The following is a 25748-nucleotide window of genomic DNA, read 5'->3' as shown; positions in this document are numbered from 1 at the left end:
CCTATCCATCATCCTCAACCAGAGAGGATCTAAAAGTTACGTATTTTGTTTTGGGAAAGTTAGTACACAACGTAATCCACCTAATGGTGAATGATCGAAAGTCAGTGAACCACCTAAAGCTTGTGCCAGTTTACATGATAAAGCCAAACCTAATCCTGTACCGCCTGTACTACGTGTACGTGAATCATCGACACGGTAGAAACGTTCACCCAGACGGGCTAGCTGCTCATCATTCATCCCCAATGGGCTGTCATCTACATACAATATCCATTGTTGTTCGTTTTGTTGAGTATGAATCTGTATTTTTCCACCTTGTTCAGTATAACGAACACAGTTCCCCAGTAAATTGACAATAATCTGTTTAAAACGATCACGATCTAACGAGAGTAAAGCCCCTTCACCAGACAAGCTGACGTCTAGCTGATTTTGCTCAAAGGTTGATCTGAAATTTTCGACTTCTTGCAATACCACATCCCACGGATTGACTTCAGCAAAATAGCATTTCAACTGCTGAGCATCGGCCTGAGCCAGATCTGCCAGATCTTGAGTTAATTTCTTCAAACTGCTGACCTGACGCATCATGGCTGCAAGATGTTCAGGTGTGGCTTTACGAATCCCATCCTGCATCGCTTCGATTTGTGCCTGCAACACAGCCAATGGTGTTTTTAACTCATGTGAAGTATCGGATACCCATTGACGGCGTGATTCTTCATGATGGTGCAAAATATCAGCCAAATGGTTGATCTGATTAGACAAATCACCTAGTTCATCATTACGTCTGATCTTAACCTGATGCTGATAGTTACCACGCGTTAATTCTAGCGTTGCTTTTAACAGGCGCTGAATCGGCTTTTTAAAATAGGTCGCCATTAGCAATGCTGCAATCAAACTAGACAGCACGGTTAATGCATAGACTAAAAGCAAATAACGTTTTTGATTACTAAAGAAGTTAATACTGGATGCATCATCCTGATCAAGTACAGGTTTTAATCCCAGATAGCCCACCACCCGTTCATCCACAATAATCGGACGAAACGAGATTTGGTCCGTCGCGGGTTCACCAACAATAAACTGCTGATTTTCATCATATAAAGATAAACGCGAACTCAAACCTAAACGATCTGGAATTGAGACAAAACGCTTTTTACCATGCTCAACAGGCGTATTTAATTTATGCTCCTGTTTATCGTCTTTATCATCTTTCTTTAAACGGAACTGACTTGGACTGAGCGGAAAACGTAACCCTTCAAAGGGTTGATATTCGGAAGGTAAATTCTGCTTTAGAATTTTGAGTTCTTCATCATTAAAGATCTGACGATTTCTCATCTCAACATTATTTTGCGCCAAAGTCGGCGAAAGACTCAATAAAGTATGGTCATTAAAATAACGTTGCTGCAAAGCGATATCATACTGACGGCGTAACCACCATTGAGACAGCCGGTCGTAGTCATCTGGCGCTGCGGTGCCCTCGATTTGCAAGATCTGCGCCTGAATGGCATTGCCCCAGTCGTGATAAACGGTATAGACATTGCCTAAGTTGGCAATTAGCCGATCCAGTTTCTGCATTTCGACATCGGCCACATAGCGTGCAAAGTTCTTTTGCATGGTCCAGTGCAAAACACCTAAGCTGATCGTAGCGATCAGTAAGGTGGTCAGTAATACCGTTAAAAACAGGCGTAAGGCTAAAGGGACACGACGAACATTCAAAAGCTTAATCTCAATAGTGTTCTATTTATGGATTGTAACCAACATGGTTCAAAAAAACTCTCCATTGTTTCTTCATCTTTATTATCTAATCTTTAATCATCAAATCACAACTGCTTACGCTGGATAAAACAATGAACAAGACAAAAATTGTATTGATGACCACCTTACTCGGTTCTGTTTTAGGTTTGGCTGCCTGTCAGTCGACTACCCCAGCAGAACAGTCAATGAATCGTGACCACCATCGTCACAATATGCAACGTGCACCGCTTACCCCTGAACAGCGTGCTGAATGGCAAGCGAAACGTGAACAGCGTTCAGAACAACGCGAACAAATGCGTCAGGAACATCAGGCACAACGCGCTCAGATCGAACAGGCATGTCAAGGTAAACGTATCGGAGAACGCGTGAACGTTCAATGGAATAAACGTGTGATTGAAGGGACCTGTGAAGTTCGTTTTACACCAGACAAATCACAATTCAAGCGTCAAGCGAATCCAACAACATAATCATCCTCTCCTCTCAGGCGCTTTCGAAGCGCCTTTTTTTTATGCGTTAAATGATTGATTTTTCATTTACACAGCTGCTTACGATTTTACATGAACAGTTTCACTCAAATGCTGGAAAACCACCTACAATCTAAGCGCTTAAGCAGGCTGGCCAACAAACTTTGACTTAGCAGTCACTAAGAAATGACCTGCAAAAGCTTGTACCGAACTATAACTTGTTGCACGATTAGCGGTACAAAATGGTGCTCTTGGGCACATTTATCATTGACTAAGATTATAACTCTGGTTTAACCAGTATTGAGGAACCCGCTATGCCACAATACAAAGCACCCTTACGTGATATGCAGTTCGTATTGCACGAATTATTAAATGCTGAAGCACATTACGCAAAACTTCCTGCATTTCAAGACACTGTAAGCCGTGAATTGGTTGATCAATACTTAGAAGCAGCGGCTGATTTCTGCGAGAACGAACTTTCTCCTTTAAACCAAGTGGGCGACCGTGAAGGTTGTACTTGGAACGACGGTGTTGTTACTACCCCGACAGGCTTTAAAGAAGCGTATCAAAAATATATCGAACTTGGCTTCCCGTCTCTTTCTGCTGATGAAGAGTTTGGCGGTCAGGCATTACCAAACTCTTTAGGGATCGCAATCTCTGAAATGGTGGGTACTGCAAACTGGTCATGGGGTATGTACCCTGGCCTTTCTCACGGTGCTGTGCGTACTTTAGAACACCACGGTTCTGATGAGCAAAAAAATACTTACTTGCCAAACCTTGTTTCAGGTGTTTGGACAGGTACGATGTGCTTGACTGAATCTCATGCAGGTTCTGACTTAGGTATCATTCGTTCTAAAGCTGAACCAAATGCTGATGGCAGCTATGCAATCTCTGGCGAGAAAATCTTTATCTCTGCTGGTGAACACGACATGGCTGAAAACATCATCCATATCGTACTTGCACGTTTACCGGGCGCACCAAAAGGTACAAAAGGCATTTCATTATTCATCGTACCTAAATTCCACGTGAATGCTGACGGTTCTGTCGGTGAGCGTAATGCCGTACGTTGTGGTTCAATCGAACACAAAATGGGTATCCATGGTAACGCGACTTGTGTGATTAACTTCGACCAAGCAAAAGGTTACTTGATTGGCCCTGAAAACCGTGGCTTAAACTGCATGTTCACCTTCATGAACACAGCACGTATCGGTACTGCGGTTCAAGGTCTATCTGCATCTGAATCTTCTTTCCAAGGCGCTTTAGCGTATGCGAAAGACCGTTTAGCAATGCGTTCGCTTTCTGGCCCTAAGGCACCTGAAAAAGAAGCTGATCCTATTATCGTTCACCCTGCTGTTCGCAACATGCTTTTAACGCAAAAGTCATTTGCTGAAGGTGGTCGTGCGCTAGTTTACTTATTGGCTCAATATGCAGACATCGTTGAAAAAGGCGAAACTGAAGAAGAGCGTAAGTTTGCTGACAACATCTTGTCTTTGTTAACACCAATTGCAAAAGCATTCTTAACAGAAACTGGTTCTGAATCTGCGAAGCACGGTGTACAAGTCTTTGGTGGTCACGGCTTCATTTCTGAACACGGTATGGAGCAAATCGTACGTGATACACGTATCGCTTGCCTATACGAAGGAACAACCGAGATTCAAGCGCTTGACTTGTTAGGTCGTAAAGTATTGCAAACTCAAGGTGCAATGTTGAAAGACTTCACCAAGATCATCCATAAATTTGTTGAAGCAAACAAAGACAATGCTGCGATGCAAGAATTCGTTGCGCCATTGGCTGCTGCAAACAAAGAATGGGGCGATATCACTATGCAAATTGGTATGCGTGCAATGCAAAACCCTGATGAAGTTGGTGCAGCTGCGGTTGACTACCTATACTTCTCTGGCTATGTAACGCTTGCTTACTTATGGGCACGTATGGCACTTGTTGCTCAAGAGAAATTGGCTGAAGGTACAACTGATGTTGACTTCTACAATGCAAAAGTGACGACTGCTCGCTTCTACTTCAAGAAGATTTTGCCACGTGTTCGTTCGCATGTAGACGTACTTTCAACTGGCGTTGCGCCATTGTTTGAACTTGATGCGGAACACTTCGCTTTCTAAACATAGTTTAGAATGAGATGCAACGTTCATCACAGAAAAAGGACTGGTCAGTTTTGACCGTCCTTTTTTTGTTTAATCAATGCTAAATTTATACGATTCAATTTATTTGTTCGTTTTATTTGATCATTTTGCACATGACGCTGTGCGTAGAAAGGAACGATTATGCCAATTTACAATGCTCCTCTAGCAGACATGAAATTCATCTTAAATGATGTATTTAAAGCAGAACAATTTTGGCAGGCGAATGAAAACCTGGCTCATGTAGATGCTGCAACAGCTGAAGCAATTTTAGAAGAAATGGCGAAGTTTGCCCAAAACGTGACACATCCGTTAAACCGTACGGGTGATGAAGAAGGCGCACGTTGGGAAAATGGTGAAGTTTTCACCCCAGCAGGTTTTAAAGAAGCATTCCGTCAATACGCTGAAGGCGGCTGGATCGGCTTAGGTGCAGACGAAGAATGGGGCGGTCAGGCCATGCCAAAAATGCTGACTGTACTGTCTGATGAAATGCTATTCGCAACCAATCCATCATTCATGCTCTACCCGCTTCTTTCTGTGGGTGCAGGTATGGCTTTAAACAGCTATGCATCACAAGAGCAAAAAGAAACGTATTTACCTAAAATCTATTCGGGTGAATGGTCAGGTACGATGTGCTTAACCGAGCCACATGCAGGTACAGATTTAGGGATTATCAAAACTAAAGCTGAACCGAATGAAGATGGTACGTATAATATTACTGGTACGAAAATCTTCATCACGGGTGGTGACAACGATCTCGCTGAAAACATCATTCATTTGGTACTTGCAAAAACCCCTAATGCACCTGCGGGTTCACGTGGTATTTCATTATTTATCGTACCGAAATTCTTGGTGAATGAAGATGGTTCTTTGGGCGAACGTAACCCTGTTGGACCAGGCTCAATCGAGCACAAGATGGGAATCAAGGCATCTGCGACTTGCGTGATGAACTTTGATGGTGCCAAAGGCTACCTCGTGGGTAAAGAAAACGAAGGTCTTGCTGCGATGTTCGTAATGATGAACTACGAACGTTTATCAATGGGTATCCAAGGTCTCGGTGCTTCTGAATTTGCTTATCAAAATGCGGCACAATACGCGACTGACCGTTTACAGGGTCGTAGCGCATCTGGCGTTCAATCTCCAAACAAACCAGCAGACAGCATTTTAGTACATGGTGATGTACGTCGTATGTTGCTCAATGTACGTGCCAACAACGAAGCATCTCGTGCATTTGCGGTGTATGTTGGTCAACAGCTCGACATCACTAAATTCTCAACTGATGCTGAAGCCGTGAAGAAAGCCAACGACCGCGTTGCACTTTTAACACCAATCGCAAAAGCTTACCTCACTGACACTGCTTTCCAAGCGACTTTAGATGCGCAAATGGTCTTCGGTGGTCACGGTTATATCCGTGAATGGGGCATGGAACAATGTATCCGTGATCTTCGTATTGCTCAAATTTACGAAGGGACCAACGGCGTTCAATCTCAAGATTTAATTGGTCGTAAAACCATTAAATGTGGTGGTGCATTCATCGCAGAATACATCACAGAGATCCGTGACTTTGCCAATGATCTAGATACGGATTTAAACTTCATTAAAGATGCAACTCTTGACGCTGCAACTGAAATTGAAGCGATCACCCAGTTCATCATTGAACAAGCAGCTGAAAATGCAGAGTTCCCGAACTCAGCTGCGGTTGATTACCTACATGCTGTTGGTTTACTCAGCTTTGCTTATATGTTCGCAAAAATTGCAGCAGCGGCAAAAGACAAATCTGGTGATTTCTACCAAAACAAAATTGCATTAGCGCAATATTTTGTAGATCGTATCTTGCCTGAATTAGATGCGCGTTTAGCGAAAATCAAAGCAGGTTCTGACTTGATCATGAACTTCAGCGAAGATTACTTCACCAATCAAGCTTAAGTCGCATTCAATCATAAAAACTGCTTCAATCTAGGTTGAGGCAGTTTTTTTATGCCTATAATAAAAACAGCATAAAACTTGCATATCATTCCAATCATCATGTTGAGCATATAAACCGCCATGTCGAATTCAAAAGATAAACTTGAAGGCTTACCTCGTCTACTTGACCGCTTCGGTCACTACGCAGTTGAAGCCTTTCATTATTTAGCCCTGTTTATTATCGGCTGTATGATTGCATGGTCAGCCGTACATACCGTGATTGAGATTCTGACGGTTAAACAGTACGCCACCATTGATGATATCTTGCTGCTGTTTATCTATCTGGAACTGGGCGCCATGGTCGGGATTTATTTCAAGACCAATCATATGCCAGTGCGCTTTCTGATCTATGTCGCGATTACCGCACTGACCCGTTTGCTCATTGCCGATATTCAGCATAATCATAAAGCGTCGATGGATTTGGTCATTACCACAGGTTCGATCCTGATTTTGGCAGTTGCGATTCTGGTGGTGCGTTTTGCATCGTGGAACTACCCTTCTGTGATTCGTGGCAAAGATCAGGAGCAACAATTGCCTTCCAATAAAACGCCTCGACCACAAGATGATGAATTGGCATAAATAAAAAAGCAGGTGGATAGCCTGCTTTTCTCATATGAGGATTATGCCACTCGGAAGATACGATATTTGGAATCAACCAATACATATTTGCCTTGTACCTGCATCCAGTTATAGCCACGTGGTGGCTGATAAAGGCGATGGTAGCGATAATTGGATACCATATAACGATTACTACGGAATTCTGACGGTAAGCGCTCACCACGTTTGAAATTGATACGTTGACCATAATGATTACCGCGATCACCATTTGACCAGCGCGGTTGCTCACGGTGATCATGTCGGTGGTCATAACGATCATAGCGCTGATCATAACGGTATTTATGATCATTGTTCCAACGGTTTGAATCTGCCATTGCTGATGCAGATACACCGAGCATGAGTGTTGATACAAGCAATACGACGGTCTTTTTCATTGTTTGATCCTCTGTTTTTTCGATCTGAAATCAGATTAAGAAAAACTCTAGGAGAAAGCATGAATAAAACTCGCGACATTGCAAAGCTTTGTAATGAATAGCAAGAAATTGTGGAGAATACTCTCTATTCAAAATTTAAAAACAGATGTCAAATCAGCGAATAATCTCAATGGTAAAGTTATCATCGGTCACTAAAAGATAACGACCATCGACGACCACCCAATGTCGACCGCGTGGCGGTTCACGCAAAGAATAATAATCCCAATCCCGCACCACATAACGCTCGCTACGGAACTCACCCGGTAATTCATTTCCTATCACAAAGGACTCACGGCGATAGCTGCGGTCATATTGAGTCTCTGGATAATATTCAATCCGAACGCCGGGGCGATGGTTCGAATGAGGATAATAGTTATTTTGATTCGGCTGATAATAATAGCCTTTCGGTGGCGCAGTCGGTGTCGCGCGCTGATTCGAGAACGCAAATGGGTCTTGCGCAGGCGGTTGATAGACAGGTGTATTCTGATGATAAGAACGGCGTTCTACCCCGCTATATCCACCCCACGCATTATCGGCATAGCTCATTACAGGGAGACCGCTGAGTAGGCTGACCAAGCCATAGATATAAAGTTTAGATTGCTGCATCATGATCTCCCAAAATCAGAGTATGATTTTATTTTAGAATAAAAAATAAGCGCCACTGTTGTAATAATATTTTTTCAGACTAACTGTTTAATTCCGTGGATAAAGCGCAGCTCGCTATAGCCTCTCTGAGATATGTTAGAATCAATTTTTTGGTTTTGAGGCAACATCTGTGGCTGAAATGAATTTTGATCGTCTCTATCAATTTTTCTGTAAAGTTCCTAGCGTACAAGAATCCCGTATCGTGGCGCATGGTGCAGATGGTCAGCATGCATGGTGGTTTAAGTTCAATATTGATGTTGAACATCCATTGGCATGGCAAACAGTTCAGGAACTGGGACATGTCCTCAATTATTTATCGACGAATGAGCGTCTACCCACCCAATTTTTCCCCGTATCACCACCGCCCTATATGAACGGTGAAGCCAAAGATTTTCTGGCTTGGGTGATCCAGTGTAATCATCCAGAATTTAGCCCAGATATCGTCTGTGACTGGTTAGAAGCGCGTTTACCTAACCCTGTCGATGATGAAAATCAGTGGAAAATCAAAACCGATTTAAGTGAACTGGATCAGTTAGCAGATAAAGATCTGGATCAATTGATTCCACCGAGTCCTTAATTTTTATTGATCGTGTATTTCTTTCAATAAGCTGAATACCAAGTAAACTTCCAAATTCAGCTTATTGAACTCTCGTTCTGGATCACGATAAGTCGTAACCCAAATATTCTTGTGGTGATTCAGAATAAGGTAAAATCAGATAATTATTTTTTAAAATCAAGTCTGTCATTGCCTTTTGATGAGATAAATCTAAAGGATAAATCAAAGCGAGATCCTGAATTAAATCTTCAATTTTTTCTGCATTAAAATCTGCTGTTTTGATCCATCCTAATAATGCTGCTCCAAGTCCGATAAATTCGAAGCCATAGCGCTGCATTTTCTGAACCAGCGCATAATTCTCAAAAGGATCAAAATCACAAGAAAAATAGCCATTCGGCATTATCGCCAGTTTCAATGCTTCTGTTTCAACAACGGCCACTTTAACCATGATTTCAGTATGAGTAGAGATCAATAGATGTTGATTGAAGTAAACGAGCGCCTCTAGATCACTTTCATCATAGTGCTGCATTTTTCCAGCCAAGCTTTCAAAACTCCGCTGATGGTCTAGATGACTCAGCTGTTGTACATGGTGTTGAAACAACAAAGGTGTGACAATATTACTTTCAATCAGAAGACTGTCTAGACTTCCAATATCTTCGATTCCTTCAAAATATTGACGATCGTCGAAATAAAGTTGATCACCCAATTGAGCATGCATAGAAGTGTATTCTGCCTGCGCCCTATCATCCAGAACCAGAAACACCTTTTTAGGATAAACCTCCTGTTTAAGGGCGCGATAGCATTCCAAGAGTTCTGCCCAACTTTGAATTTCAACAATATCTGCATAATGATTGAATTGATGTACATCTAAATCAATCTGCTCATCCTGTCTGATATTAAGTTTGATTTTCGCCATTGTGTAGAACTCTATTTATGCTGAATTAAAAAGTGGATAACCCTGTCCATTCCATAAAACGATAGATCCAGTATTTTACTTTTGACTCATCAGCATATTTTGCATAATCCACTGTGATTTGACGTGCATTGGCATTGCTCCATGCTGCATCAAAGTATTGCCCGGCATCTTTAAACACTGGCGTTTGTGCTGAACCAATCACACGCATATCAGTTTCAAGATTATAGTTTTTCAGATTACGTGCCGTTAAGTTAGCAGAACCCAGAATCATCTCAGCTTGCTGTGCATTGTATTTGAGCAACATCTTGCTATGGCACTGTTCACCACGAGTATCGCACCAACGAATTGGAATACCAGCAGCATTGAGCTCTGATGCAACTTGGCGATTCGGCATGCCATTCTTCTGACGGCCAAATGCATCTTTATTCGGATCGATCATGATACGGATGTTGACACCACGTTGCTGAGCTTGCTTCAGTGCTTCAATAATATTGCGTTCCGACAAATAAAACATGGCCATATCCAGATGCTCTTTGCTCTTGGCGGTCTGAATCATTTTCAAGATGCCATCATAAATGGCTTTTTCAGTCAGCACTTGCACCTGCGGCAAGGTTTTGTCTTCGCTCACCCCACCCATAATCACAAAAGGACTAGACCCCTTTGACATATTGGCAACAGCTTGTTCAGTTTGTAAGACATCAATCGCGGTTGGCCCATCCACCACCAGTGCAACATTACTATGATGCGAACTGCCATCATGCGGATTGGCAGAGGTCACCAAACTTTTCCAGCCCTGTTCAGTATCAACCACCAAGGTTTTACGATGATTGGCCTTGAAGTTGAATAACTCAAGATAACTACGCAAGGTAATTTTTTCATCACCAAATGGGCTACTTAACCAGCCACCTTCAGGATTATTACCCAAGTTCTGACAACAGATATACCAAAAGCCTGACCAAAGCGGATTAGAAGCGCGCAATGGTTTTAAATCAGTTTCGATCACATCCACACCCGCTTGACGCAACTGTAGATAATGTTTCGGTGTCATTCCACCATAAACCGAATTAATCGGATCGGTTATCACCACAACTTCAACATTTGGATGCAAACGACGCTTCACGATCAACGCATCTGTCAACTCTTGCATCAAAGGAAATTGCTTAACCTTTGACTTTCCTACTTCCTGATTAAACAGGAACATATCCAGCACAATGGTGGTCTGTGCCTGATCAATTAAATGAAAAACTTCCTTGAAAATATGCTGATCGACCTGTTGCTGGCCTTGTGCATCGATATAGGTCTGATCGGCTAAAAATTTCACATTGGCATGACGCAACTGCCCAGTAAAATCCAGCCCTTTCGGGAGTGGTTTTACTGTGTGGTAGACTGCCGAAGCAATGTACCCAATCGCAAAAATACTCAATATGACTGCCATGTAACGTCGACCTGACCAGTTTAATTTTCGATGGATTCGTTGGAAGATACGCATATAAACAAAAAAAGCCCTAGCCTAATGATCTAAGGCTAGAGCTTATACTTTGATTTTTCAATAAGATTTAAGTGAAAAATTAGAAGTTAAAATTCACCCCAACGGTAAAGTTACGGCCCACTTGAGGAATCGTTGATAAGAACGATGCATGTTGGTAAACCTGATCATCTAGCAAGTTATTGGCATTTAGATAAACACGATAGTCACCAACATTGCTGTATTTACCTGAATAAGCCACCCCTAGATTCAACATGTTATAGCTTTGGGTATCGGTTTCATAAGCTGCAATCTTGTCTTGCTGGAACACATGGTAGTATTCAGCTGAACCGCTAAAGCCATCACCGAAGTCCGCATTTACTTTTGTTCCTAGACGACCTGCTGGAACACGCGGGGCATTTTCATTGTCGATCTTGCCGCGAACATAATCACCGAATACACCAACTTTATACATGTCCGAGATCTGATAACCCGCTTCTGCCTCAGCACCATAGAAACGTGCCTGATCCTGCGTATATTTGACCAAACGGAAATCTTTATAACGATCTAAGGTTTGAGCGTAAATATAGTCATCAAACCAGTTGTGGTACACATGTACATGGTAGTCAAATTTATCATTGTCATAATGGAAACCCAATTCAACATTATTTGACTTCTCTTTACTTAAACGATCATTACCCAGCTCATAAGTATTGGTCGCGAAATGTCCACCATTGGCGTACAACTCTTGCGCTAAAGGTAAACGCTCCTGATGTGAGGCAACTAACGAAAGTTTATAGTCTGGTGCAAACTCCCAGTTGGCAGCGCCTGAAACAGAAAAGGCTGAACCGTCAAAATCTTTTTTGCTTGAGTCATCAATATCAATTTTTTGTTTTTCTGCGCGTGCTGCCAGTTCAACATGGACATCATTAAATTGTGCATGCTCTAAACCAAAGATGCTCCACTTCTTGGTGGTATTCGGCGCCAAGAACGCTTCTTCACCGGTGAGTTCCAGTTTTTGTTGACCATATTGCGTTCCAATCACCCCTTCCCATGGGCCAATTGGATTATGTACCAACTCTAAACGCCCATCATAGCCCTTGTTTTTAAAGCGCGTAGCGATGGTATCTTCTTCAATTTCATCATGTTTATAATCGGTATAACTCGCTTGAGCACGTAATTTTTTAAAGCCTGCAAATGGATCATTCAGTTCTGTGCGTACATCATAGCGCTCAGATTTTAAGTCAATCCAAGGCCCTGAGCCATGTTCATGGTCGTGATCCTCATGACCATGATCATCTTCACCGTCACCATGATCATGCTCGCCGCAATGTAAATGAGGGCGCCCAGAAAGATGTGCATGGCAGCTTTCATATTCATGACTATGCCCAGGTAAACCATATTGATCTTGGCGATTGCTATAAGAAATGCCTGTAAAGCCACGATCATAAATCCAGGATAAACCGACATTCACGGTTTGGCCTTTGGCAAAGGTATTGTCTACACGGCGCTCTCGCTCTCCTTCATGTACATAATCTGGAGCGATATAATCATTGGCTTCACGCTTTAACCCTTCGACACGTAACGCAACCTGATCACCCAGACCAACCGTTACGCCCGCAGTTGCCAGCTTTTCATCACTTCCAGTGTTGTAACGTAAGCCAACATTACCTTCGTAACCTTTTTCAGGCATTTCTGTTGGAATCTTGCTATCGGTGACATTGACTAAACCACCGACTGTTCCTGCACCAAATAATAAAGTTGATGGGCCACGAATCACTTCAACCTGCTTTGCCAATGCAGGATCGACTGTTACCGCATGGTCAGGAGACAAGGTAGATACATCAATGTTTTCAGATGAGTTTTGCAGCACCTTAACGCGCGGCCCGTCTTGTCCACGAATGACAGGACGGCTAGAACCAGCACCAAACTGATTTGAATAAATGCCAGGCTCGCTGCTTAGCGCCTCACCAATGGTGACAGCCCCCTGTTGTAAACGTTTTTCATCTACAACGGTATCTGCAACAGCAAAATCTTTTGAGGTTTGCTCAAGCGGATGCGCTTTAATTCGTATGGTATCTAAGGTGGTAACTTGTTCATTTTCGGCTGCAAATGTAGATACAGATACAACAGCTAAAATGGATAAGGTCAAAATATTTTGCGGAAATGACATACCGTGTCCCGAATCAGTTGATCGTTATTTTTTGTTATATTATAACATTTCATTTAATTTGCAATAAAAAACAGTGCAACAAAGGACATTTGCTACACTGCTTATCCATGATTCAATGAATGGTCGTTTTCCAACGATATGCCTTTTACACTTTCCCATGCAGTTCTCGCTCCGCCGTTATCCAAATTAAGTCAGGGTCATTTGCCTGTTGCAGCACTGGCAATTGGCTGTATGACACCTGATCTTTATCGATTATTTACGCAAGAAAATACACCTTTAACACACCAATGGGCAGGTATCTTATTTCCAAACCTGCCATTGGGCCTATGCTTTTGTTTAGTGTGGTATTTAATCTATCGTCCTGTGACTTATCGTTGTCTTGAGATTCAAGATCCTTTAAATATCAAGTCACTGGATGATTTTATTTCTTTCAGCTTTCTGAATTGCATTGCACTTATTATTGGAATTAGCACACATTTGATCTGGGATGGATTAACCCATCTTGATTTTCGAACATTTGCTTTTAAAGAAATTCTGGCCCATAACATTTCATTTTGGGGCTTTAGTTATCCATTACATTTTGTCTTACAGATTGGCTCTTCAATTATTGCCTTGCCGTTTTTGATAAAAATGTGCTGGGATTATTATAAAACGCATAAACATCATCATCCCATTCCCTCTAAACTCAAGGGATTTGCACTCATCAGTATGATCCTTTCCATCTTATATGGGCTGTTTTCAGTGTTTGACTATAACCGTCATATCAATACTGATCTTTGGAATACTGAACGTTATTTTTTTATTGGCAAATCGATTAATGAATTTACACAAGCTGGCTTAACTGTCTTTACCATGGCTTGTCTATTATTCTTGTTTTTGGATCGGACTGCCCGTATGAAATCATTTTAACAAAAAGCGTCTGTTTAAAATTCGCTTGAAAACATTAAGACTTGAGACTATACGTTCAACAAGGCATAATCTCCCCTTCATTGGTGCTGCGCTGTTTACGCATTCACCTTCTACAGCCAATATAGTTTGGATAAATAATTCAATATGATGCGCACTCATTACTGTGGCTCTTTAACTGAAGCCCAAATCGATCAAACAGTTACTTTATGCGGATGGGTTCATCGTCGCCGTGACCATGGCGGTGTGATTTTCCTTGATATGCGTGACCGTGATGGTCTTGTACAGGTTGTTATCGATCCAGATACCCCTGAAGCATTCGCAACAGCAGATAAAGCACGTTCAGAATTTGTTTTAAAAATTACAGGTCGTGTTCGTCGTCGCTATGAAGGTACTGAAAATGCCAACATGGTGAGTGGCCAGATTGAAGTTTTAGGTAAAGAGATCGAAGTTCTTGCAGCTTCTGATACTCCGCCATTCCCGTTGAATGACGAAAATACCAATATTTCAGAAGAAATTCGTTTGAAATACCGTTTCTTGGACATCCGTCGTCCAGAAATGTTAGAGCGCTTACGTTTCCGTTCTAAAGTGACCAACTTGATCCGTAACTATTTTGAAGATCATGGTTTCCTTGACGTTGAAACACCAATTTTGACACGCGCAACGCCAGAAGGTGCACGTGACTATTTAGTACCAAGCCGTGTTTCAAATGGTAGCTTCTACGCACTTCCACAATCACCACAATTGTTCAAACAGTTGTTAATGGTTGGTGGTATCGATCGTTATTACCAAATTGCTAAATGTTTCCGCGACGAAGATTTACGTGCGGATCGTCAGCCTGAATTTACCCAAATCGACGTTGAAACATCGTTCATGAGTGACGATGACATCATGGATTTAATGGAAGGCTTAACAGTTAAAATGTTCAACGAATTATTGAATGTAAAATTCGATAAGTTTGAACGTATGACTTACGCTGACGCAATGCGTGATTATGCATCTGACAAACCAGATATGCGTATTCCATTGAAACTTGTTGACGTTGCAGACTTGATGCAAGACGTTGAATTCAAAGTTTTCGCAGGCCCTGCAAAAGATCCTAAAGGCCGTATCGTTGCTTTACGCGTACCGGGTGCTGGTTCATTACCGCGTAGTGCAATTGATGAATACACCAAATTCGTAGGCATCTACGGTGCGAAAGGCTTGGCTTACATTAAAGTCAACGAACTTGAAAAAGGCATCGAAGGTCTTCAATCTCCAATCGTTAAATTCATCGAGCCAATCGTACTTGATCTATTGAAACGTGTTGGTGCCGAGAATGGCGACATCGTGTTCTTTGGTGCAGATAAAGCCAAAGTTGTAAACGATGCGATGGGCGCACTTCGTGTGAAAATCGGTCATGATCTTAATCTTGCAACTTGTGAGTGGGCTCCACTTTGGGTTGTTGATTTCCCAATGTTTGAAGAAACTGATGATGGCAAATGGACCTCTGTTCACCACCCATTCACACTTCCAAAATCAAGCGTTGAAGAAGTGAAGAACAATCCTGGTGAAGCACTTTCTGTTGCCTACGACATGGTATTGAATGGTACTGAAATCGGTGGCGGTTCACTTCGTATCTATACTTTAGAGATGCAAAAGGCAATCTTTGAAGCTTTAGGTATTGGCGAAGAAGAAGCAGAAGAGAAATTCAGCTTCTTACTCAATGCATTACGTTATGGCGCGCCTCCGCACGGTGGTTTGGCATTCGGTCTTGACCGTTTGATCATGCTCATGACAGGTGCATCTTCGATTCGTGATGTAATTGCATTCCCGAAAACCAAGACTGCTGAATGTCCATTGACTCAAGCACCTGCGCCAGTTGAAGCAAATCAATTGCGTGACTTGGGTATTCGTTTACGCGAAAAGCCAAAAGCTGAAGAAAAATAAACCTTGAGTTTATGCTTCAACAAAAACCCTGCACTCTGCAGGGTTTTTTTATAATCCCTAGTTTTGCTTTGAGATCATGGCCGCTAATGGCATAATAGACTGCTTTTTATTGAGAGGTCAGTCTTATGGCAATGCGTCGTGATGTACGTCGACATACAATTATCATTATTGTGTTTTCACTTGCTCAATGGTTCTTTATGCGTTACATCCTGGCAAATGAACTTTTCAATATGGATACCAACCAACGTATTTTATATTTCTGCGTAAGTAGCCTGGTAGGTGCTTTACTGATTTTTGTTGCACTGATTTATATGGTGCTTAAAGGCAACGCCGATAAATAAGCCCCATTAGAATGTCTTTTTACCCTACTCTGCTCCGTATTCTCCCCCTTCCATTTTTGCGCAGTATCGCAAAAGTGGCGGCTTACTTTATCAATCAAAACCCGAATAAAAGTATGCTGTGGAAAACCAGGGTCAATCTTGGACTGGCTTATCCTGAACTCAGTCAAGAGCAGAAAGAACGGCTTGCAAGAGAAAGCGTCACTAAACAATGTCTCAGTTATATCGAATCTGGAAAATGCTGGGCAATGCCACCCGAATGGAGCATTCAACAGATTCATACTGTGCATCATCTGGAAGTCCTGACCGATGCGCTGAGCGATCCTCGCGGTGCACTGATCATTACTCCGCATCTGGGTACATGGGAAATGATGAATGCATGGGTACATCAATATGGCATCCCGACTATCATGTATAAACCCATGAAAGATTCGGGATTCAATGCTTTTGCATTGCATGCACGTCAACGCCTCAACGCAACTTTAGTGCCGACAGATGCTTCGGGTGTCAAAGCTCTATTTAAAAATCTAAAACAAGGTGGTTTCAGTGTGATTCTGCCTGACCATGTTCCCGATCCTTCTGGCGGTGTCGTGGTTCCTTTTTTCGGAATTCCCTGCCTGACCAGTACACTGGCCAGCAAAATGGCTCAAAAAACCCAATGTCGTCTGGTGGGATTAAGTTGTTTCCGTCGTGAGGATGGTGAAGGGTTTGATGTGTATTGCGATGATCTAAATGATCCAGCACTCTATGATCGAGATATTGAAGTTGCGACCACTGCACTCAATCAAGCAGTTGAACAGATGATCAACCGCTTTCCTGCTGAATATATGTGGGGTTATAAACGGTTTAGAGGTGGCGATAAGACTGTCTATAAATGAATTACAGACAGTTCACGTAGATTCATAAAAATCTAATTATTTAAACTTTACCGTTCGATAAGCAGAGAGCTTCGTCAGCTTCAAAATTTGTGAAACTAATCTGAAAAGTTCTCTTTTAACTTTTAGAGATAGACTTAGTTTCTTCTTTTGTTGCAGTCGGGCTAACTTCTCAGCTCTATGGCGGACTGAACGGTCTTCTTCCAAATGACTTGGTAAATTATCATATTTATTATAAACATAGAAATCTTGAGCACAAATCGCTGGAGTGATTTGATAAGTTTCATACTTCCCATATTTAACATCACAACCAAACAGGATGTGATCTACAGGTACCAATTTTGGCATATTCGCAATAAGTGCAAGATAATGTTCAGCTGCTGCTTTTGATAAAATATAACCAGCTCCACCTAAATGCATCGCCTTAAGGTGATATAAGCTTCTACCATCTTTTGATAATTTTGGGAAAAAAGCCATATCAACTTTTTTATCGAAAGCTTCTAATTTAATGATATGGACGTCTTCAGGGATCCATGAAAAATCACTAAAAAAATTCTGTATATTTTCACCAAGATAAATATCATCTTCGAAAATAGCCATATACTTCAGATCAAGATCAACAATCTTTTTCCATAGCATGACATGGCTTAACAAACAGGCAACCTCCCCTTTTGTTAAGTCTCCACGTCGACTTAAATCAATCTCGACACTTTTTGCAGCTTCGTCAGATGTGACTGGGGTGATTGCATCATAAAAGTTGAAATCAACTAAATATTTTTTAAATTCCGCTTCAATATGTTGTCTTCTCTCAACCGCAGAATCCAAACTAATGACAAAAATACTCACTTAGACAACCATCATGCTTGAGAATAAAAATCAGGATTATACAACTAAACAGTATAAAATGAACTACAAGGAAATATTCGCACTATGCGAAATCAAAAATAAGCCCTGATTAAACCAATATAACGCTAATTTACAGCTTATTACGCTTCATGAATTTTAGCTTGGTTTTATAAGGAGACTCTTTCAACTGAGTTAAAAAGCGGTTCAGTTCGCGCAATAACTTCTTCAATCCTTTGACCTTAATTTTTTCTTTATTACGCCATTGCAGACTGGTTTTAAATTTTTGTTCTTCAGGATTTAGAATATAGTCCTGAATACATAAAGCTGGATTCAATTGATAGATTCCAAGCTCGCCTTCATGAATATATTTTCGGAAAACAATTTGATCAACATGATCAAGTTCATTTTGGCTTTTCATATAATCTAGAAGCGCCACCGCCCCTTGATACGACAAGATATAGCCAGCAGCACCTAAATGAGGTTTTTTTAACTTCCTCAAAATGAACTCTTTATCCTTGAAAACTTGTATTTTTTCCAAGTCTAGAATCACACTTTTATATGATTTTTCCAGCTTGACAATATCACACTGCAACCAGCTTGAATCTGTTAGGAACAGCTCTGCATCATGGCTCAAATGTACATCATCTTCAAAAATTGCGATCGTAGGAATTTTTTCATCAATAACTTTTTGCCACAAAGACACATGGCTCAATAGGCATGCCAATTCATTTCGGCTGAGATCACCCTGACGAAGAATCAGTCCAATTTTTTCAGCTTGAAGATCAACCTGAGGAGGTTCAATCGCATCAAAAAAATCAAATGCAATTCCCTTATCCCCAAACTGTTCTTCAATATGCTTTCTACGATCAGAAGCCGATTTTAAGCTAATAACAAAATTTTTCACTTGAAAGTCACTCGACGAGCAAACAGAGTAATTTTCAATTGTGTCGTAATTCGAGATAATTCGACCAGAATTTTTTGTAAACCGTTGGCCTTGTTTGCGTGCATTCTTTTCTTTCTTTCAGAGGTCAACTGGCTTTTCAGTTGAATACTGGTAGAACGATAATGCAAGATGGTATCTTGAATGCATAATGCAGGCTGCATTTGATACATCATAAAATTATGATTTTTAACAGCATATTCAAACATAAAATTATCTAATGGAATAATATAATCCATTTTCTTAATTTCATTTAATAGAAATTTTGCCCCATCAAATGAAAGGATATAACCTGCCGTACCTAAGTTTTTACCTGTTAATTTATAGATCTCACGCCCTTCCTGAGGAAATTGCTTCTGCTTAGGGCCAAGTATTACTTTGGGCGTAAATGCTTCTAATTTGACTAAATGCCAATCTTTCTCAATCCAATCGGATTGATTTAGAAAGAAATCTGCTTTTTCACCCAAATGAATATCATCTTCAAAGATAGCCATGTAAGGAATATCTTCCTCAACAATTTTTTTCCATAAATGAACATGGCTCATAAAACAGGCAAGCTCTCCCCGAGCAATATGATTTTCATGCACACTGAGTTTCATTGCTTGCGCATCCGAAGCTGCAATATCAGGTGTTACAGCATCGAAAAAGCTAAATTCTATGCCCTGTCTCTCAAATTGAGCTGAAATATGCTTACGACGCTCGATTGCGCTTGAGAGACTTACAACAAACTTTTTCATATCGGGATAGTAACAATTCATACAAATTAGGCCACATGCCTGTAGGCGCTAAGAATACTTGTTTTTGATTATGATGTACATTATTTCAGATACACATCAATCGAGATGAGGTGGAATCTCATAAGTACTGGATAAAAAATAGTTTTTTAGCTTTAAAGTACATTCTTTACAAACAAGAGTTACGCTTAATTTAATTAAATTCAACTACTTAAAAAACATTAAATATTAAGCTCTAATACCAAGATTACTCAACACGTCCTTTTCTAAACAAAAATACGCATTAAAAGTAAAGCTTCTTTCTCTAATTTGAGCCCTAAAAGCAACATACTGAAGCAGGCTTAACAAAGCCCAGGCCTAAGTACTATGCTTTTTATGATCACCTAAGCTCAATTGAAAAGAAAACCGATTAAACAGTGATAAGGTCCATAAGAAATATCGAACTTTAAGATATGGGAAAAAGTTGATTTTTATTTGCTTGGTCTGTTTCCTTTTTATTTTTATTGGCTTAAGCATATGTAAAATAAGTGATTGCAGAGGTGTTCTCCACGTTATAGTTTTTAACAGATTCAGAGTGGCTTTGGGTTTTTTTAAAAAATCTAGCCATGAAGTCTTCATCGCAAATAAAGGCACACTACGACGATGTGATACATCGACAGCCAATTTGATCTCCGCCATTTCCTTGATGTCATGGCTATTAGGGTGATCACAAAACATATTCACCCAGGAAACAAGCTCCTGCCCTTCAAGATAAATAGGTGTTTGCCCAAACATAGCTTTTACATCAGCAAAGAACACCTCAGCGCCTTGCACAATCTGAGCATAATTATCTTTAATGATTCGCTCATCTGTACCTGAATTATCTTTATAGATTGCTTGGCCTTCTCGTGTAACACCCTGAATTGAAAACTCAGGCGCACTTAAAAGTAGCTCCACAAATTTCCAGTTTTTAGTAAATACATTTGGATCGAGTATATTTAAATTATTCGGTATAAACGTCTCAAATGCATATTTCTTGGTTCTATAAGGTAAAAACGTTGACCAATAGAAGCCTTGAACTGGTCGCTGTAAAACATCTTCCAACAATTTTTGTGAAGTAAATGCGACGGTCTTACTATCAATCAGACCAACGCTTTCCTCTTTATTCACAATTGCATCGATATAGACATGATAATCTGCATACATTTCTTTGGCATAAGACTCAAACTTAAGCTTATGTACTTGAATAAATTCGTGATAATCATTTGCTTTGATCAGAGAGTTTGCATCTCTTAGCTCCCGAATATCTGCATATTTCTGGCTATAGAAATCAACAATTGGTTGGGCATGCTCAATATTACGCTTGTCATAATCCAATCGATAAACCAGATTCAGTAAACGTGGTGCATAAACATAACTTGTCTTTATCTCACCACAATGGAAATGTTCAAAAGCTTTTTGTAGTAAAAATCCATCTCGAGCAACAAATAGAAGATGGTCGAGTTGTTTCTGCTGAGCTGTTGTTTCAATCCATTTGGTATAACCATAAGCCAGAGGGGCTGCATAGGCATAACCAATGTCGTCCCAATATTGACTACTGTCTTGTTGCAAAGTTTGCTTACGCCACCTTATTGCCAACATGGCCACCAGAATACTTATGCCTAAACTTGGGATATTCTGTTCAGTAAATCGTCTTGCTCGCTCATTTACAGCTAAAAACTGATGTGCAACCTGTTTATATAAAATTGCCTGAATGCCTAATTTTGCTGGCGTTCTAAAATCACCCTTTTTATTGTCCCCAATATGTACAATATCCTGTGGCTTCACCTGTAGATCCTGAAAGACCTGTTCAAATAAGGTCCCTTTTTTCTTAGTTTTGCCATAGCAGCTAGACACATAGAGATGTTCAAAAGCATGAAATTCATTTTTAATGAGTAATTGACTAAGGTCTTCATATGAGTGATACATGTCTGAAATGACAATCACTTTTTTGTTTAACTCAAGCGCATAATCCCAAAGTATTTTCATCTCAGGATTCGATTGAAGAACGATAATTTCCCAATTTAATTCAATTTCTTTTGCGCTTGCAAAACGTGCTTCAATTTCATTATAAATGTCGTCATAACAAATCTCCTGTTTATCAGGATTTTTCTTTCGGGCACTCAGCTCTGCCTCTCTTCGGGCAAATGCAAATCCCTCTAGACATTGATCAATCTCAATGTGTAAGAATAAATCACGAGGAGAGAGATATGGACGTAATAACAAAGTATCAAATATATCAAAAGAAACAACTTCAGCTCTGGCAATCTTTTTTTTGGTTTTTTCAATAAATGTATTTGTTATCACTACATTGCCTCACATAAACACTTTACAAACTCATCATGACCAGAGAAATATTTCAAAAATCGTCACTCTTTTTAGACTATAATTATGAATACAGCCTTAAAGATGGAAGCTAGGAATGTCTAACTCCACAATTAAAATTTTTGTCGGTTGCGATCCCAATAACTGTGATCTAGAACAAATGATGATACTGGACTATAGTGTCCGCAAGCATACCAAACATCCCGTTGAAATCATATGGATGCAGCTCAGCCACGATCCAAATAGTCCATGGTATACCAATCAACAGACGGGTGAAGGCTGGCATACTGAGCATTGGGCGACTCCTTTTTCAGGTTTTAGATGGGCAATTCCAGAGTCATGTAATTTTCAGGGCCGTGCCATTTATATGGATGCTGATGTGGTCGTGTTATGCGATATCGCAGAGTTATGGGCACATCCTAAAAAAGACGATGCCATGGTGATTGCCAAAGGTGGTAAGAACGCTGCCCGATTGTGTACCTGTGTCTGGGACTGCGAAAAGGCGAAAGCATATCTACCGCCATTAAAAGAAATACAGGCAGATCCAGAAAGCCACAAAAAATTGATGCGCTTGCTAAAAGATAAACCGAAACTGGTTCAGCCTTATCAAGATTCGTACAACAATATTGATGGAGAAGAATTAGCGATTGAACAGATCAAAATTCTTCATTATTCAGATATGGGAACTCAGTTCAGCCATAAATATTCTTTACCACGCTTAGAAGCTTCAGGTCAAAAACACTGGTTCGACGGTAAAATCATGCCTCATCCGAGAAGTGATCTGACACAGCTCTTTGATCAATATTATGAAGAAGCATTAGCAGCGGGCTATCGTCCAGAAAATTATCAGATTGAACCATTTGGTGATTTTTCTAAAGCCACTCAAATTCATTATCGTGGAAACAAAGTGACACGTCCTGAAGATAAAAACTGGTTTGCCCGTTCTCTACATAATCTAAAAGCTAAGTTTAAAAAGAAAAGTTTTTCTTTAGATGACTAATATAAATGGAACTAGATTGTCTCCCACGGGCATCTAGTTCCATTGTTCTTGATGATATTTTATAAATGGTTTTTTTAAATGATCCACTTCTTCTCAGGTTCTATTTCCAGAAGTATTTATAAATTAATTTATAAAATTTTCTTTCCCAAAGCGGCAAAGCATAACCGCCGTTACTGGCCTCTTTATAGCGTAACAAGAGATCAATACCATCGTATTGAACAGATTTATTATAAAAAACAATTAGTTTCTGATAATCTTGCACCACAGCAGATTAACCATAAGAAATGCATGCTAGTGGCGGCTGGCCCATCTATTCAGCAACTAGATCGCGAAATTTTGCATCGTACTGACATTGATTATATTGGTGTCAACGGCGCAATCGCATTTGATTCAATCAAATTTTCCAGCTATATCATTATCGATCATAACTTTGTTGGCTGTCGCTTTGATCTTGTTCAGAAAGTCCTGAATACAGAATGTACATTTTTCACGACACCACGTTGTCTAGATATAATTCTCAGACAAGTTCCGATAGAAGATATTCGCTGTCAGATCAAGACGATTGAAACCATTACAGATAATGTCACTGAAGTTTTTTTAGATCGCGCAAAGTATTTCGATCAAAATGAAAAAGATTTTTTTATTCAGAATGGTTTTGGATTTTCACAAGATATTTTCAAAGGAACCTTCGACTACTTTACGGTAGCTTATGTGGCTCTTCAGGTGATCTACAACCTAAGTTATAAAGAAATTTATATTGCTGGTTTGGATATGAACAATTTCACACAGCCGCGTTTTTACGAAAGTAGTGAACGACAACAACCCACCACCTTAAACCGCCATGTTAACGAGGTATTTCAAGCCTTCGATGTTGCTGCAACGCTGTTTCAAGAAAAAGAGATTAAAGTTTTTAATCTATCTCAAACCAGCGCCGTACATGCCTTTGAGAAGATTGATCCAAAAACCTTGCTTTAAACTATGACAGATCTTGTTTTAGATATCGAGTAATGAACCTTCCAGATACATCCCTTTTTCATAATAATGACTCAGGGTTTTTCTTTCCTTACCTGCAAGCTTGATCAGTTTTGGCATTTCAGCAGGTGGATAGTGAATTGCCATATCAATAAGTACTTTTTCTTTGACCCATTGGTGCTTGACCTGAAAATACAGCGCATTCTTATCGCAGTTAATTAAGCACATACTTGGTAAATCATTACGCATCACTTTCTGACAAGCCACATACGCCACTAGATATTCCAGCCGGCCAATGTGCTGAATCAAGTCCTGATAATCAGGTTCGGTTTCTTTGAGTTTTTGCAGATAAGCTTTGGGCGTTAATTCAATCGCCGTAACCAGTTCATCAAACCAGTACTTAAAAAATGGATTTTTTGCAGCACTTGCCAACAACCAGTTTTCTAAAACAGGAGAAGTTTTGATGGTCGTGTTCTTGGCACGATAATAAGCAAAACTATTGGTCTGGGTCTTTTTAACCAGATCCTGAATCCAGTCTAAAGACTCATAGACAATCGTACTGGCATCTAACCAAATACCACCATATTGATAAATCAATTCAAAACGGAGTAAATCGGCCTTTTGTTGTGGTGTTGCCTTGGGGAAGCGACCAAAATCAATATCACAAAAGCTTTTCACTGTATCTGGTGTGAGAAAATGAACCTCATAATCAGGATTGGTTTTTTTAACCTGTTCAACACATTTTTCCACAAATCCAGCCAGTGGCCCTTCCCAATACATCCAGATTTTCTTTGGGATGATCGCATCAACACTTGTTGGATTAAGGATGATCAGATCAGCTTCATTGTCTATGGCTTCATTCACCCCTCTCTTTTTATTCGAATACATCGTATAGAACTTCAAGAGATAGAATATTTTTTTAAATATTTTCATACAGGTCACTCAGCCATATTTTTAAATCACTTCAATTCACCTTTGCGCTGAAGTGATTTACCTCGACAATGTTAATTAAAAGTAAAGATGCTTGAATGCGTAAAAACGATCACGCCACATACGTTTCTGTTTTTTTAAGCCATGAGAAGCATCACGCTTTTCCAGATCTTTACGCTGAATTCCCTGTGTGGCAACCGTGCCCAGAATATCACTGTCCAGACCAGCAGGTTTCACAAACGGCTGCCAGACCCCAAGCCCTTTTCCATTTTTACTGAGCCAGCCTTGAAAGAAAATATCGACAGGGACATGAATCTCTTTCCCGAGTCTGACAAACTCCTCAGCGCCTTTTCTTGACCAGACCAACCCCACACCACGGATCGGGAAATAGTAGGCATGCCACAAGTTATAATGCTCCATCTGAACAATATCCTTGGCAAGTTTCTTCTTTTTCGCCGCCAGATTCACGACATACCAGTCCAGCGTTTTATGCTGATCTAGATAATTGAGAAGTGATTGCAGATTATTTTTAAAGTTCGGTAGAACATGTATATCATCTTCTAACACCACCAGATAATCGGCGTCTGTTTCGAGGAATTTTTCGACACAACCATAATGGCTCAAATAGCAACCCAGCTCTGAGTTGATTAGGCTACGGCCCAAAATCCGTTGCGCCTCGGCATCATCATATTGTTTAAACTCAGAGAGCGCTTTGCCACGACCATCGTAGGCAGAAAAACGAATAAATGGCCAATCTTGTTGCTGTAACTGTGCTGTTGCACTCGCCAGACGTTGATCACTACCATCCAGATTAATCAGATAAGTTACGACTTTCATTA

The 25748-nt window shown here is 40.4% G+C and carries 23 protein-coding genes; 11 read left to right on the top strand and 12 right to left on the bottom strand.

Annotation, left to right across the window (positions count from 1 at the left end; all coding sequences use genetic code 11):
- Positions 1–36: 36 nt before the first annotated feature.
- Positions 37–1707, bottom strand: coding sequence for a sensor histidine kinase efflux regulator BaeS (gene baeS, locus PJ15_RS07280; protein WP_004775486.1), 1671 nt, complete (start codon positions 1705–1707; stop codon positions 37–39).
- A gap of 131 nt (positions 1708–1838) precedes the next feature.
- On the opposite strand from baeS, the gene PJ15_RS07275 reads away from it, so the two are divergent.
- The 4 genes from PJ15_RS07275 to PJ15_RS07260 all read left to right on the top strand — a co-directional run bounded on the left by PJ15_RS07275 (position 1839) and on the right by PJ15_RS07260 (position 6889).
- Complete coding sequence (locus PJ15_RS07275; protein ID WP_005259465.1) at positions 1839–2213, top strand: hypothetical protein; 375 nt, start codon at positions 1839–1841, stop codon at positions 2211–2213.
- 311 nt (positions 2214–2524) lie between these two features.
- Positions 2525–4327 (top strand): acyl-CoA dehydrogenase C-terminal domain-containing protein, encoded by a 1803-nt coding sequence (locus tag PJ15_RS07270; RefSeq protein WP_004775488.1) that lies wholly within the window; start codon positions 2525–2527, stop codon positions 4325–4327.
- 162 nt (positions 4328–4489) lie between these two features.
- Entirely contained in the window at positions 4490–6271 is a 1782-nt protein-coding gene (locus PJ15_RS07265; RefSeq protein WP_004775489.1) for an acyl-CoA dehydrogenase C-terminal domain-containing protein, read from the top strand.
- Between the two features lie 120 nt (positions 6272–6391).
- Entirely contained in the window at positions 6392–6889 is a 498-nt protein-coding gene (locus tag PJ15_RS07260) for a phosphate-starvation-inducible protein PsiE (RefSeq protein WP_004775490.1), read from the top strand.
- A gap of 41 nt (positions 6890–6930) precedes the next feature.
- On the opposite strand, the gene PJ15_RS07255 is transcribed toward PJ15_RS07260, so the two are convergent.
- Positions 6931–7302, bottom strand: a complete 372-nt coding sequence (locus PJ15_RS07255) for an RcnB family protein (RefSeq protein WP_047429344.1) — start codon at positions 7300–7302, stop codon at positions 6931–6933.
- A gap of 153 nt (positions 7303–7455) precedes the next feature.
- Positions 7456–7947, bottom strand: coding sequence for an RcnB family protein (locus PJ15_RS07250; protein ID WP_047429342.1), 492 nt, complete (start codon positions 7945–7947; stop codon positions 7456–7458).
- 178 nt (positions 7948–8125) lie between these two features.
- Here PJ15_RS07250 and PJ15_RS07245 point away from each other — a divergent pair, with 178 nt between their 5' ends.
- Complete coding sequence (locus tag PJ15_RS07245; protein ID WP_047429501.1) at positions 8126–8563, top strand: hypothetical protein; 438 nt, start codon at positions 8126–8128, stop codon at positions 8561–8563.
- An 82-nt stretch (positions 8564–8645) separates the two neighbouring features.
- Here PJ15_RS07245 and PJ15_RS07240 read toward each other — a convergent pair whose 3' ends face one another.
- From PJ15_RS07240 to znuD, 3 genes are all read right to left on the bottom strand, one after another.
- On the bottom strand, positions 8646–9458 hold the full coding sequence (locus tag PJ15_RS07240) for a hypothetical protein (protein ID WP_047429338.1): 813 nt from the start codon (positions 9456–9458) through the stop codon (positions 8646–8648).
- A 25-nt stretch (positions 9459–9483) separates the two neighbouring features.
- Positions 9484–10947: a phospholipase D family protein gene (locus PJ15_RS07235; protein WP_155766453.1), complete on the bottom strand. Its 1464-nt coding sequence runs from the start codon at positions 10945–10947 to the stop codon at positions 9484–9486.
- Between the two features lie 79 nt (positions 10948–11026).
- On the bottom strand, positions 11027–13096 hold the full coding sequence (znuD, locus tag PJ15_RS07230) for a zinc piracy TonB-dependent receptor ZnuD (RefSeq protein WP_047429335.1): 2070 nt from the start codon (positions 13094–13096) through the stop codon (positions 11027–11029).
- Positions 13097–13234: 138 nt separating this feature from the next.
- Here znuD and PJ15_RS07225 point away from each other — a divergent pair, with 138 nt between their 5' ends.
- The 4 genes from PJ15_RS07225 (at position 13235) to PJ15_RS07210 (ending at position 17147) form a co-directional block, all read left to right on the top strand.
- Positions 13235–14005: a DUF4184 family protein gene (locus tag PJ15_RS07225; protein ID WP_047429334.1), complete on the top strand. Its 771-nt coding sequence runs from the start codon at positions 13235–13237 to the stop codon at positions 14003–14005.
- A gap of 144 nt (positions 14006–14149) precedes the next feature.
- On the top strand, positions 14150–15931 hold the full coding sequence (aspS, locus tag PJ15_RS07220) for an aspartate--tRNA ligase (protein WP_005226864.1): 1782 nt from the start codon (positions 14150–14152) through the stop codon (positions 15929–15931).
- 125 nt (positions 15932–16056) lie between these two features.
- On the top strand, positions 16057–16272 hold the full coding sequence (locus PJ15_RS07215; RefSeq protein WP_004775503.1) for a hypothetical protein: 216 nt from the start codon (positions 16057–16059) through the stop codon (positions 16270–16272).
- An 11-nt stretch (positions 16273–16283) separates the two neighbouring features.
- On the top strand, positions 16284–17147 hold the full coding sequence (locus tag PJ15_RS07210; protein WP_047429331.1) for a lysophospholipid acyltransferase family protein: 864 nt from the start codon (positions 16284–16286) through the stop codon (positions 17145–17147).
- A gap of 36 nt (positions 17148–17183) precedes the next feature.
- On the opposite strand, the gene PJ15_RS07205 is transcribed toward PJ15_RS07210, so the two are convergent.
- The 4 genes from PJ15_RS07205 to PJ15_RS07190 all read right to left on the bottom strand — a co-directional run bounded on the left by PJ15_RS07205 (position 17184) and on the right by PJ15_RS07190 (position 21989).
- Positions 17184–17990, bottom strand: a complete 807-nt coding sequence (locus tag PJ15_RS07205) for a glycosyltransferase family 25 protein (protein WP_005259560.1) — start codon at positions 17988–17990, stop codon at positions 17184–17186.
- 130 nt (positions 17991–18120) lie between these two features.
- Positions 18121–18894, bottom strand: coding sequence for a glycosyltransferase family 25 protein (locus PJ15_RS07200; protein ID WP_047429329.1), 774 nt, complete (start codon positions 18892–18894; stop codon positions 18121–18123).
- Positions 18891–19688: a glycosyltransferase family 25 protein gene (locus PJ15_RS07195; protein WP_081402759.1), complete on the bottom strand. Its 798-nt coding sequence runs from the start codon at positions 19686–19688 to the stop codon at positions 18891–18893. Before PJ15_RS07195 ends, PJ15_RS07200 begins: the two co-directional genes overlap by 4 nt.
- 333 nt (positions 19689–20021) lie before the next feature.
- Positions 20022–21989 (bottom strand): HAD-IA family hydrolase, encoded by a 1968-nt coding sequence (locus PJ15_RS07190; protein WP_047429325.1) that lies wholly within the window; start codon positions 21987–21989, stop codon positions 20022–20024.
- A gap of 115 nt (positions 21990–22104) precedes the next feature.
- Between PJ15_RS07190 and PJ15_RS07185 the strand changes: the two genes are divergently transcribed.
- The gene (locus PJ15_RS07185) at positions 22105–23007 is read left to right on the top strand and encodes a glycosyl transferase (RefSeq protein ID WP_047429323.1); all 903 of its coding nucleotides are present in this window, start codon (positions 22105–22107) and stop codon (positions 23005–23007) included.
- A 78-nt stretch (positions 23008–23085) separates the two neighbouring features.
- Entirely contained in the window at positions 23086–23982 is an 897-nt protein-coding gene (locus PJ15_RS07180; RefSeq protein ID WP_047429321.1) for a lipopolysaccharide biosynthesis protein, read from the top strand.
- An 18-nt stretch (positions 23983–24000) separates the two neighbouring features.
- Here PJ15_RS07180 and PJ15_RS07175 read toward each other — a convergent pair whose 3' ends face one another.
- Positions 24001–24912: a glycosyltransferase family 32 protein gene (locus PJ15_RS07175; RefSeq protein WP_047429319.1), complete on the bottom strand. Its 912-nt coding sequence runs from the start codon at positions 24910–24912 to the stop codon at positions 24001–24003.
- A 75-nt stretch (positions 24913–24987) separates the two neighbouring features.
- Positions 24988–25746: a glycosyltransferase family 25 protein gene (locus tag PJ15_RS07170; protein ID WP_047429317.1), complete on the bottom strand. Its 759-nt coding sequence runs from the start codon at positions 25744–25746 to the stop codon at positions 24988–24990.
- Positions 25747–25748 lie beyond the last annotated feature (2 nt).

This window comes from Acinetobacter sp. neg1 (genome assembly GCF_000788125.1).
Taxonomy (GTDB): Bacteria; Pseudomonadota; Gammaproteobacteria; order Pseudomonadales; family Moraxellaceae; genus Acinetobacter; species Acinetobacter vivianii.
Note: the sequence above shows the minus strand (reverse complement) of the source record. Positions and strands in the feature narration are given on the sequence as shown.